Genomic DNA, 12,872 nt, shown 5'->3' on the forward strand with positions numbered 1-12,872 from the left:
ACTATTGAATTACAAAAAACTCCATATCACAATATATTTCGTTTTGATATGGAGTTTTTCGTTTGCACAACAGTTTCTTAATTATAGTACTAAAGACGGTTTGCCAAGTAATCATGTATATACTATAGTACAAGATGCTAAAGGTTTTATGTGGTTTTTAACAGATAAAGGTATGGCCAGGTATAATGGTAAAACATTTAAAACCTTTACTACAAAAAATGGGTTGCCTATTAATGATGTTTGGGATGCCTTGCCAACACCTGATGGAAAAGTTTGGTATTTATCAAAAACACCTAAATTAGGATATATTCAAAATGATACAGTAGTTTCATTTTCAAATCAAGCTAAAAATCAAATAATAAACCCTATTTACTCTTCTCAAGTAGGAGATTCTGTTTACCCAACAGAGCCTCATAAAATATTTTCATTACAAAATAATAAATGGGTCGCTTTATTAAATTCAACATATAAAACTCAGTCTAACGAGAGGATTACTATAAAACATGGCTTGGTTTCAAGTATAGTACTTAACAGGTCTGGACAATTAAAGCTGTACAATAAACAAGAGCAAAAGATAAATACAATTACAACAACAGGTATTTATGGTACAACAGGAACAAGGGGACAATTAAATGATAGTTTGTTTTTTTGGACAAACCAAAAAAGTTATTTCATTTTAAATTTAAACACCCATCATTTAAAACATGTGGATTTAAAACAAGCTATAGGTTTAAATACAGTAGATAATCTTAGGGTTAATGTTGTGGATAATCAAGTTCAGGTTTCTGGTAGTGGATTTGTCGCAAAATTAAATCAAGATTTAGAGATTGTTGACCCATATTTTTTTCCTAAAAATATAGACGCTCATTTTGGTTTTATAGACAAGCTAAATACAATATGGTTAGCGACATTTAATAACGGTATTTATAAATTACCTTACGTAAAACAAAAGGCTAAATACCATTTACTGAACCATAAAATTCAAAGTTTTAATTGTATTGATTCAAGCTTAGTAGTAGGTGTCTATCAAAAAGGATTTTATAAGTTTAAGGATGGTATATTTCATGAATTAATAAGTGACAACGACTATGTTTATGGAGCAAGTCATTTAAAATTAAATAATATTAATTTTTATGCCTTTAGAAATACTTTAATTAAAGAAAAAAAGGGTAAGAAAACAATTGTAAAAGTTGATGACTTACAATCCAATGATTTATTAGCAAATGAAGTAGGACGTAAATTTGTTTGTCATAATCATAAAATTTATAGTAATTTTTCTTTTGGTATTAACAGGATAAATGCAAGTTCTTTAAAAATAGAAAAAGAGTTTAAACAACGTGGAGTAAACGATTTGATTAGCTTTAAAAACCGCTTGCTAATAGCTACAAATAATGGCTTAAAGGAAGTCGTTAATGATACTTTAAAACCTGTAATATTCAGTAATATTGTATTTGATAAGCCTATTTTAAACATCAAATTAGTAGATAATAATAAGTTGCTGATTAATACAGATGGGTTTGGTGCCTATCTATCGGATTTAAAAATCATACAACCTTTAGCGTTAACCGATTATTTAATTGTTGAAGACGCTTTTATAGCGGATAATATAATATGGTTAGCAACAAATACAGGCGTTTTAAAGTTTAAAAAAGTAAAGGATAATTACCAATACGAAAAACGATTTACAGTTAGTGATGGCTTACCTACAAACCATATTAAAAGGCTATATGTTGATCAAAATAATTTAATTTTGGGAACTAATAACGGAATAGCAATTTTACCAAAAAACCAAAAAAATGTTCCGCAATTATTGGATGTTTATATCGCTAATGCGACTTATAATTCTAAGGCGATTAATCAAAAAAAATCAGCATTTAAATACTCAAAAAATAATAGTATTAATATAACAGTTGATAACATAGATTTTTCTGACAATAATACAAACTTAACCTATCAATTTAAGTTGCAACCATCCCAAAAACAATGGGTGTCCTCTAATACTAATGTATTTAATTTTAATAATTTACAACCAGATGACTATGTGTTTTATGTAAAATCTGGAAGCATTAAAAAGCAACTAAAATTTACAATATTACCATTGTGGTGGCAACTACTTTGGGTTAAAATATTGCTTACTCTTTTGTCAATAACTATAATAATTTTATCTGTTTGGAAGCTTAGTAAAAAGTCTCAAGAGAAAAAAAATAATAAGTTAATACAAGATAAAAAGTTATCCGAAATACAATTAAAGGCTTTACGCTCTCAAATGAACCCTCATTTTGTATTTAACTCTCTATCAGCCATACAATATTATATCAATAACAATCAGATTGAAGCATCAGAAGCTTATTTGGTAAAGTTTTCAAAGTTAATTCGTCAGTTTTTTGAATTGTCAAAAGAAACAGATATTAGTCTGAAGGAAGAAGTCGGATTAATTACTAATTATCTAGATATTGAGAAATTGAGATTCAAAGATAAGTTTGATTATCAAATCAATATATCTGAAACTATTAAAGTAAATCAAGTTAATTTGCCAACCATGTTACTTCAGCCAATAGTTGAAAACGCAATAAATCATGGTATATTTAATAAGGTTGAAAAAGGGAAAGTGACTATTAATATTAACGAAGCTAAAAATCATGCTATTAAAATTGAAATTATAGACGATGGTGTAGGCTTTGTTAATACTATAAAAAAGACAAATCGTAAAATAAAATCTTCAAATGTATTACATGATAGATTACGATTTTTAAATAAAAGTGGTCAATGGAATGTAACTTATTCGGTTAAAGCATTACATCCAAATCATGAAGACAAAGGTAACGTGTCTACTTTTTTAATATCAAAAAACAACTAATGGATACAGTAAACGCTATTTTAATTGATGACGAAATCTCAAACCTTAAAGGGTTAGAGCAAAAACTAGGTAAATTATTTCCAGAAGTTGTTATTCAAAATACATTTCAACAACCAGAAGAAGCGATTACAGCGTTAAAAAATAACCAACCTGATTTAGTGTTTTTAGATATAGAAATGCCAAGATTAAACGGATTTGAAGTGTTATCTCAATTAAAAGACATTAATTTTCAGGTCATATTTGTAACTGCTTACAGTGAGTACGCAATTGAAGCTTTTAAGCAAAACGCTATTGACTACGTATTAAAGCCAATAGATAATGATGATCTTAAAATAGCGGTTAATAAAGCTTTAGATGTTATAAAAACCAAATCTGATCTAGCTAATAAGCATAAATTAGTTAATCTATTAACTCAAACTATTTCTAATAGCAATAAAATTATTGTTCCAACTGCAAAAGGCATGTCTTTTATACCTCAGGCAGAGGTAATGCATTTAGAAGGTTATGATGGGTATACTAAAATTCATTTATCAACAAAAAAAACAATTATAAGTAGTTACAATTTAGGGCGTTTTGAAAAACTGTTATGTAATAAGTTTTTCAAATGTCATAAATCTCACATAATTAATCTTGAAAAAGTTAGACATTTTGAAAATGAAGGTTATTTAATTCTTGATGATAACCAACGGATTCCTATATCTAGAGCTAATAAAAAGGCTTTTTTAGAATTATTTAAATAATTTTAAAAAAATAGGGTAACAAAATTTAGTCATAGTGTATATAAAGTTGAATTAATAATAAATCAATAATTAAAACAATACATTATGAAAACTTTAAACCAACATTTTAAATTTATACTTAGCCTAATGGTTACGTTAGGTATGTTATTAACATCGTGTAACCCAAACGAGTCTGTTGATATACCAGAGACTCCAGAAAACAACCCAACCTCCAGTCAATTAGATTTAGGCTCTAACATCCAAAGAGATTTTATGGGTCGTATAGTCGATCAATCTTCAGTTCCATTAGATAATGTTTCTATTACAATAGGAAATAAAACAGCAACTACTGATAATAACGGAATGTTTAAAATATCTGATGTTCAAGTTAAGCAACGACAAGCCTTTATTTTAGCTGAAAAACCAGGTTTTTTAAACGGAATGCGATCTGTAGTGCCTACACAAGGTACAAACATGATTAACATTATGATGATTACTGAAAACTTAGCAGGTACAGTAACTTCAGGTGTAACTAGTGAAGTTAGTTTACCTAACGGAACAAAAGTAGGTTTTGACGGAAGTTTTAAAGATCAAAACGGAAATGCTTATTCTGGAAATGTGGATGTTTACATGTATCACTTAGATCCAGCAAATCCAGATAATAATATATTAATGCCAGGAAGTTTACAAGCAGTAAATCAAGATGGTGATGAGCGTGTGTTAGAATCTTACGGAATGTTAAATGTTGAATTAAAAGGGGATTCTGGTCAAAAATTAAATATTGCAGATGGACATATAGCAACTATTGAAATGCCAATGGATCCAGCTCAATCTGGTGTTGCGCCTTCAGTAATTCCATTATGGCATTTTGATGAGGTAAATGGATATTGGGTTGAAGATGGAGAAGCAACTTTAGTTTCAGGTAAGTATATTGGAGAAGTTTCACATTTTTCTTGGTGGAATTGTGATGCGCAATTTCCAACAGTTGATTTATGTATGACAGTTGTTGATGCTTCTAATATACCATTATCCAATGTTAAAGTAGAATTATGGAGAAGTGGTCAAACGTACCCTAGAATTGGTTTTTCTAACGGAAATGGAGAAATATGCGGACTTATTCCAGCAAATGAAACGTTGACTCTAAAAGCAATTGATCAATGTGGAATTGAAGTATATAATACAACCATTGGACCATTTAATTCAGATACTAATTATGGAGATGTTGTAATGTCTTCTGTTAACTATTCTGCTGTAACAGGAAACTTAGTAGATTGTTCAAGTCAACCTGTAACAAATGGATATGTAACAGTACATTATGGTCAAGAATACGCTTCAGTAGAAGTTGTAAATGGTAGTTTTACTTTAAATATGATAGAATGTGCTTCAATTACAGAATTTACTTTAGAAGGTGTTAATTATGATACATTTCAAACGACTACACCTTTACCATTTAATTTTACTACTCCAAATGTCGGAAATATAATAGCTTGTGATACAGTTACAGAATATATATCAGTACAAATTGATAATGATCCAGTAGATTATTACTTGTTAAATTTAACAGCGCAAGAAGGTGATAATGGGACGTCTATGTATATAAGTACGCAAAACTCAACAGGTAGTTTTGTTGTATATGGTAACACGACAACACTAGGTACATATACTAGTTCTGGGTCACAAGCATTTTATGTTGAAACTGGAATAAATATGGATTTTGGACAGCCCAATACATTACAGTTTACATTAAGTAATTATGGAGCAGTTAATGATTATATTGATATGAATATATCAGGTACATTTACAGATAATGATGGTATTTTAAGAAACCTTTCAGCATCAATACATGTATTAAGAGATATGTAATATTAGTATTTAATTTTATAAAAAAAAGAGGTTTCAAATATTTGAAACCTCTTTTTTTATAACTCTATTTCACACCACCTAAATGGTTACAATCTTTTAAACTTTGTATGCCTTCAAAAGGGACATGTGTTTTATGGTATTGGTAAGTGTTACTTAATTCTTTTGATAAGTTGTGGTCATCAACATTAACTTCAATATCATTCATTGTAAATTGACAAGGATGTTCATAACCAGCAGCATGAGTGATTTCTAAAAATTCCTTTTTAAAAGACTTAAAATATTGTGCTAATCGTTCAGATTTTAATGGGACATCAATACCACGTTGTAACCATTTACTTTGTGTAGCAACACCACTTGGGCAAGTGTTGTTATGACAGACTTGTGCCTGGATACAACCAATACTCATCATAGCTTCTCTAGCAACATTTATACAATCTGCTCCCATTGCAAAAGCCATAGCAGCTTTAGCGGGAAAGCCTAATTTACCACTTCCTATAAAAACAATACGCTCGCTTAACCCTTTACTCTGAAACAATTTGTATAAATCACCAAAACCATATACCCAAGGTAAAGAGACATGGTCAGCAAAACTTGGAGGAGCAGCACCTGTACCACCTTCACCACCATCAACAGTAATAAAATCTGGACCTTTACCGGTCGCTTTCATAATGTCTGCAAGTTCTTCCCATTGTTCTAATTTACCAATAGCAGCTTTAATCCCAACAGGTAAGCCAGTAGCATCTGCAATACGTTCAATAAAATCTATTAGTTCTGGGACATTGCTAAACGCTTTGTGGTTAGGAGGAGATAGGACATCTTTACCAACTTCAACACCTCTTATTTTTGCTATTTGAGGTGTTATTTTTGCACCTGGTAACACACCACCTTTTCCTGGTTTTGCACCTTGAGATAATTTTACTTCAATAGCTCTTACAAAAGGATTGTCTTCCACTAATTTTATCATTTTTTCCATAGAAAATCCTCCATCCTCAGCACGTACTCCAAAGTAACCTGTACCAAAATGAAATACAACATCTCCACCATTACTGTGATAAGGAGACAATCCACCTTCACCAGTATTGTGGTAAGCATCTGCTATTTTTACTCCTTTGTTTAAAGATTCTACTGCTTTCGCAGAAAGCGAGCCAAAACTCATGGCAGACACATTAATAACAGAAGCAGGTCTGTAGGGTTTACGACGTTTATTATATTCACCCATAACTTTAGCACAAGGTAAAAAGCTTTTGTCTTTAGCATGTGGATGATGGTCTTCAACCTTGTAAGGCATCATGGCATTATTAATAAAAATGTGTTGATGCGCAAAAATATCTCTATCAGTTCCAAAACCTTCGTAGTTATTTTCTTTTTTAGCAGAAGCATAAATCCAACCACGTTCAATTCTATTAAACGGTAATTCTTCTCTGTTGTTTGCAACTAAATATTGTCTTAATTCAGGACCAATTTTTTCTAGCATATATCTAAAATGTCCAACAACAGGAAAGTTATGACTTATAGTATGTTTTTTCTGTAAAATGTCTCTAATAGCAATTATTACTAAAGCAATCACAATCCAAAGCCACCAAGATATTGATGACAAAACGTTTAAAATAGTCTCCATATATTTATGTAAAGGTTTTTCTCAAAAATAAGCAATCTGTGTAATAACAGTAACTATTTAATTTATAAATAACGGTTTTAAATAAAAAAGGGAAGTGGTCTAAATTCTGCTTTTAGCTATTAATGTTAAGATATTTTTAAAAAGTTGTCCCTGACAATCTAAGGGTTATCTTTATAAGTATGGAACAGAAAAAGAAAAAACGCATCGTTATCATATCAATAATTTTAACATTGATAGTGTTATTGTTTTTTATTACTAAAGCAATCATTAAAAATAAATTAGAACAATACCTTTCCAATTTGCCAGAACAAATAGAGTTAAAATATGAAGACCTTTCAATTGGATTATTATCAGGAGATGTTGTTTTTGATGGGTTTAAAGTTAATTTAAAAGGGCAAACGACTGGTCAATCTAATGGGTTTGTACAGTCCAAAAAAATGTCTTTAAAGGGATTTAGTTATTGGGATTACATGGTAAATAAAACGATAAATGTTTCAAGTATTATTGCTAATCAACCTGAAGTAACATACTATCATAATCCGTTAGCTAGTACATCTAAAGGTAGCCAAGCTATGTTTGATGATATTAAACAAAAGGTTACTGTAGATGATTTTAAAATAAAAAACGCAAAAATTGAGGTCTTCGATTTAGAAAAAGATTCAGTATTACTAAAAACTAAAAACCTTAATTTTAGTCTATCAGATTTTATATTTAATGGAAAGCAGACAAGTAATACCAAACCCCCTTTTCAATTTAAAAATGTAGCATTAAAAATTATTGATTTAGAGTATCAGGTTAACAATTTTGAAACACTTTCTTTTAATGAATTAATATTTGATAATAACACAACAGCGATTTCAGATTTAAAACTGAAAACAAAACTCTCAAAAGAAAATTTATCCAATCAACTGCAAACCGAACGTGATCATTTTGATTTACATATACCTAAGATAAAAATAGAAAATCAAGATTTTGATTTTAAAGGCGCAAAGCTGCTAGCATTTTCTAGTAAAAACATGACAATATCAGACTTAAACCTAACCATTTTTAGAGATAAATTAGTAGCAGATGACTTAACTAACAAAGCTATGTACAGTAAAATGTTAAGGGACTTAGATATTCAGTTGGACTTAAAAGCAATTCAAATTATTAATGGATCTATAACCTACCAAGAAAAAGTTAAAAAAGACACGCAAGCAGGTACTTTAGATTTTAAAAACTTTAATGCAAAATTGATAAATGTTAGTAATACTTATCATGATAGTCAAACAACAATAAATATAGATTGCATTTTCATGGAAAACACTCCGTTGCAAGTCAACTGGTCCTTTAATGTTAATAATTTACAAGACCATTTTACATTTAAAGCAGATATAGGTAATCTTAAAGCCGAAGCTTTGAATCAATTTATGACACCTAACTTAAATTTAAAATTAGAAGGAGACCTAAAACAAACATTGTTTACAATTGATGGTAATGCAGTCACATCAAATGTAGATTTAAAAACAAAATATAATCAATTTGATATTATAATTTTAAAAGAGAATGGAAACGAAAAAAACAAACTCTTATCTGGCATTATAAACCTTTATGTGTCTAAAGACAGTAAGGGTCAGAGTGATAACTTCAGGAAGAGTGACACTAAGCAAGTTACAAGAGATAACACAAAATCCGTTTTTAACTTTATTTGGAAAAACACACAATCAGGCTTAATCTCTGCTATGGCAGGAGATGGTACAAAAGAAAACTAATTGTTTATAATTATTAATAAATACAAGGTGTTAAAACGGTTACATTACTTATTTTTGTAACCTTTAAAAAACAAGCCATTTGGAAAAGTATCTAAGTCAGTTAAACGAAGCACAATACGCGCCTACAGTTCAAAAAGATGGACCTATGATTATTATCGCAGGTGCAGGATCTGGTAAAACACGTGTGCTTACCTATAGGATTGCCTATTTAATGAATCAAGGTGTGGATTCTTTTAATATTTTAGCATTAACCTTTACCAATAAGGCAGCTAAAGAAATGAAAGGAAGGATTGCCGAAATAGTTGGTGCTAGCGAAGCTAAAAACCTTTGGATGGGAACCTTTCACTCCGTTTTTGCTAAAATCCTTCGTTTTGAAGGTCATCATTTAGGTTACCCAAGTAATTTCACTATTTATGATACCCAAGATTCTCAAAAATTAATGGGATCTATCATAAGAGAAATGGGCTTGGATAAAGATTTGTATAAAACAAAACAAGTATACAGCAGGATTTCATCTTACAAAAACAGCTTGATAACCGTTAAGGCATATTTTAGTAATCCAGAGCTTATGGAAGCAGACGTAATGGCTAGACGTCCAAAAATGGGTGAAATTTATAAAACTTATGTGGATCGCTGTTTTAAAGCAGGAGCAATGGATTTTGACGATTTACTGTTACGTACCAATGAGCTGTTAACACGTTTTCCTCAAGTTTTAGCACAATATCAAGATAAGTTTAGATACATTTTGGTGGATGAGTACCAAGATACCAACCACAGTCAATATTTAATAGTACGTGCTTTAGCAGACCGTTTTCAAAACATATGTGTAGTAGGTGATGATGCGCAAAGTATTTATGCCTTTAGAGGTGCAAATATTAGTAACATCCTTAATTTCCAGAAGGATTATGACGATGTAAAAATGTATCGTTTAGAGCAAAATTACCGTTCAACAAAAAATATAGTTGGTGCAGCCAACTCAGTAATAGAGCATAACCAAACTAAACTTGAAAAAGTAGTTTGGACAGCCAATGATGAGGGACCAAAAGTGCAAGTACATCGTAGTTTAACAGATGGTGACGAAGGACGTTTTGTAGCCAGTACCATTTGGGAAACTAAAATGAATGATCACGTACCTAATAGTGATTTTGCTATTTTGTATCGTACCAATTCACAATCTCGTGCAATGGAGGACGCGTTAAGAAAACGTGATATTCCGTATCGTATTTATGGAGGTACATCGTTTTACCAACGTAAAGAAATTAAAGACGTTATCGCTTACTTGCGTTTAATACTTAATTCTTCTGATGAAGAAGCTTTAAAACGTGTTATAAATTATCCAGCTCGTGGTATTGGACAAACTACAATAGATAGATTGATTGTAGCAGCAAATAGCTCTGGTAAAACCATTTATAGCCTTTTAAAAGATATTGATAGCGTAGATATTAATATTAATAACGGAACCAAAAACAAATTAAAAGATTTTGTAACGCTTATTGAGAGTTACCAAGTCATGAATCAAACCGCTAATGCTTTTGATTTAGCAGAGCACGTTACCAAAACTAGTGGTTTAATTAAAGAATTTAATAAAGACGGAACACCAGAAGGTATTTTAAGACTTGAAAACGTTGAAGAACTTTTAAATGGTATTAAAGATTTTGTTGAAGGACAGCTAGAAATAGCAGACTCTAACGACAATTTAGCCGAATTCCTAGAAGATGTAGCATTAGCAACAGATTTAGATGGAGATAAAGGAGATCCTGACCACGTCGCATTAATGACCATTCACTCTTCTAAAGGATTAGAGTTTAGTCATGTATTTGTTGTTGGTTTAGAGGAAGATTTATTTCCTAGTGCTATGAGTATGAATACACGTAGTGAACTAGAAGAAGAACGTCGTTTATTTTATGTAGCACTAACAAGAGCAGAGAAAAAAGCATATTTAACCTATGCATTATCAAGATACCGTTGGGGAAAATTAGTAGATTCTGAACCTAGTCGTTTTATTGAAGAAATTGACGATCAGTTTTTAGATATTATTACTCCAATTGAAGAAAGGCGTATTAATCCAATGTTATCGGCAGATATTTTTGGAGATACACCACCAAACAAAATTAGATTTAAAAAAGCAGTACAACCTAAATTACAAAAGAAAGTGGCCAAAAAGAAAGAACCAGTAAACTTCGAAATCAGTGCACCAAAAAAATTAAAAAAAGCATCAGAGGTGATTCCTCATGAAGATGCAAACTCATTTGGAGGAGAGCTTGCTGAAGGAAACAGAGTAAAACACCTCAAATTTGGTAGAGGTGAAGTATTAAAAATTGAAGGAAAAGGTAGTGACGTAAAAGCCGAAATTGATTTTGAGTTTGGAGGTAAAAAGAAACTATTATTACGTTTTGCAAAATTACAGCTTATAGGATAGATTTATACACTCACGTTATGGCAGATTTTATCAGAATTTACGAAGAAAACCCAAATCCAAAGGAAATTAAAAAAGTAGTAGACGTCCTAAAAAAAGGAGGTCTTATTATTTATCCTACAGATACGGTTTATGGTTTAGGTTGTGATATTACTAATACAAAAGCATTAGAACGTATTGCTAGAATTAAAGGGGTTAAATTAGAGAAGGCTAATTTTTCGTTTATATGTCATGACTTAAGCAACCTTTCAGATTATGTTAAACAAATTGATAGTAGCACTTTTAAAATTTTAAAACGTGCTTTACCTGGACCTTACACATTTATTTTACCAGGTTCTAAAACATTACCAGCAGCTTTTAAAAAGAAAAAAGAAGTCGGTATACGTGTACCTGATAACGCTATCGCATTGGATATAGTTAAAGCATTAGGTAATCCAATTATATCAACGTCTATTAGAGATGAAGATACTATTTTAGAGTATACTACAGATCCTGAGTTAATATTAGAAAAGTGGGACAATCTAGTAGACCTAGTAATCGATGGAGGTTATGGAGATAATCTAGCCTCGACAATTATAGATTTATCAGGTGATGAACCAGAAATTATAAGAGAAGGAAAAGGAAGTTTAGAGATTTTCTAAATTCATTTTATTATTTACATATAAAAAAAGCTCAACCATTTGGTTGAGCTTTTTAAGTTGTAAAACGTTATTAAATTATTCTTTTGATAACGCTTTCATTTCAGTTTCAATCATTTCATAAAACTGATCAATTTTTGGTAAGATGTAAATCTTAGTTCTTCTGTTAATAGCTCTGTTTGTAGGAGAGTCATTAGCTACTAATGGTAAGTGATCACCACGTCCAGCTGCAATTAATTGTTGAGGTTTAACACCTAAGTCTTGTAACGCTCTAACAATAGCAGTACTACGTTTAACACTTAAGTCCCAGTTGTCCACTAAAACACCACCTCTGTTGTATGGTACGTTGTCTGTGTGACCTTCAACCATTGCTTCAAAGTTTGGTTTACTGTTAATTACAGTAGCAACCTTAGCTAAAATTTCGTTGGCTCTAGTAGTGATGTTGTAACTACCACTTTTAAATAGTAATTTATCTGATAACGAGATAAATACAACGCTTTTTTCAACGTTAATCTCTATATCTTCATCATTTAAACCAACTTCTTTTTTAAGACTAGTTACTAAAGCTAAAGTAACGCTGTCTTTTTTAGTTAAAGCATCTTGTAATCTTGATATTTTTAAATCTTTTTCTTTTAAACTTTCTAAAGATTTTTCAAGATTAGCAGCTCCTTTTGTAGTTAAAACAGTCATGTCTTTACTGCTTTCTATTAAAGCTTGATTGTTAGCTTTCATATCTGCTAAACGTGCTTGAAGCTCTTTTAATCGTGCTGCAGATGCAGCTTCGTCAGCTAAACAAGAGTTTAGTTTTACAGTTGCTGTGTTTAATAAATCCTGTGTTTCTTTTTGTTTTGCTTCTAATGCAGCAAATTCTTTTTTAGATACACAAGAGCTTAATAATAAAAGTGCACTTGCACTTAGTAATAGGATTCTTTTCATAATATTTAAATGATAAATTAAATTTATACAGTATCAAATGTATAAATAATTAAAATGTTAAAATTAGGTTTAAC

General features: G+C 30.7%; 8 protein-coding genes. 6 read left to right on the plus strand and 2 right to left on the minus strand.

The genetic code is table 11. The features are described from left to right. The first annotated feature begins 4 nt into the window (after nucleotides 1-4). The 3 genes from JAO71_RS06545 to JAO71_RS06555 all read left to right on the plus strand — a co-directional run bounded on the left by JAO71_RS06545 (nucleotide 5) and on the right by JAO71_RS06555 (nucleotide 5,439). On the plus strand, nucleotides 5-2,857 hold the full coding sequence (locus JAO71_RS06545) for a sensor histidine kinase (RefSeq protein ID WP_202999710.1): 2,853 nt from the start codon (nucleotides 5-7) through the stop codon (nucleotides 2,855-2,857). Then, the gene (locus tag JAO71_RS06550; RefSeq protein WP_202999712.1) at nucleotides 2,857-3,597 is read left to right on the plus strand and encodes a LytR/AlgR family response regulator transcription factor; all 741 of its coding nucleotides are present in this window, start codon (nucleotides 2,857-2,859) and stop codon (nucleotides 3,595-3,597) included. The genes JAO71_RS06545 and JAO71_RS06550 overlap by 1 nt, the downstream gene beginning before the upstream one ends. An 84-nt stretch (nucleotides 3,598-3,681) precedes the next feature. Further along, complete coding sequence (locus JAO71_RS06555; protein WP_202999714.1) at nucleotides 3,682-5,439, plus strand: carboxypeptidase regulatory-like domain-containing protein; 1,758 nt, start codon at nucleotides 3,682-3,684, stop codon at nucleotides 5,437-5,439. A 64-nt stretch (nucleotides 5,440-5,503) separates the two neighbouring features. Here the strand turns inward: JAO71_RS06555 and JAO71_RS06560 are convergent, their stop codons facing one another. Continuing rightward, nucleotides 5,504-7,057: an FMN-binding glutamate synthase family protein gene (locus tag JAO71_RS06560; RefSeq protein ID WP_202999716.1), complete on the minus strand. Its 1,554-nt coding sequence runs from the start codon at nucleotides 7,055-7,057 to the stop codon at nucleotides 5,504-5,506. Between the two features lie 179 nt (nucleotides 7,058-7,236). Here JAO71_RS06560 and JAO71_RS06565 point away from each other — a divergent pair, with 179 nt between their 5' ends. From JAO71_RS06565 to JAO71_RS06575, 3 genes are all read left to right on the plus strand, one after another. Next, entirely contained in the window at nucleotides 7,237-8,808 is a 1,572-nt protein-coding gene (locus JAO71_RS06565; RefSeq protein WP_202999718.1) for an AsmA family protein, read from the plus strand. Between the two features lie 79 nt (nucleotides 8,809-8,887). Then, nucleotides 8,888-11,227: an ATP-dependent helicase gene (locus JAO71_RS06570; RefSeq protein WP_202999720.1), complete on the plus strand. Its 2,340-nt coding sequence runs from the start codon at nucleotides 8,888-8,890 to the stop codon at nucleotides 11,225-11,227. Between the two features lie 17 nt (nucleotides 11,228-11,244). Continuing rightward, the gene (locus JAO71_RS06575; protein WP_202999727.1) at nucleotides 11,245-11,865 is read left to right on the plus strand and encodes an L-threonylcarbamoyladenylate synthase; all 621 of its coding nucleotides are present in this window, start codon (nucleotides 11,245-11,247) and stop codon (nucleotides 11,863-11,865) included. Nucleotides 11,866-11,940: 75 nt separating this feature from the next. Here the strand turns inward: JAO71_RS06575 and JAO71_RS06580 are convergent, their stop codons facing one another. Continuing rightward, nucleotides 11,941-12,798 carry an OmpA/MotB family protein gene (locus JAO71_RS06580; RefSeq protein ID WP_028291160.1) on the minus strand — a complete coding sequence of 286 codons (858 nt, stop codon included), beginning with the start codon at nucleotides 12,796-12,798 and terminating at the stop codon, nucleotides 11,941-11,943. Between the last annotated feature and the right edge of the window lie 74 nt (nucleotides 12,799-12,872).

Source organism: Olleya sediminilitoris, from assembly GCF_016785945.1.
Classification (GTDB): domain Bacteria; phylum Bacteroidota; class Bacteroidia; order Flavobacteriales; family Flavobacteriaceae; genus Olleya; species Olleya sediminilitoris.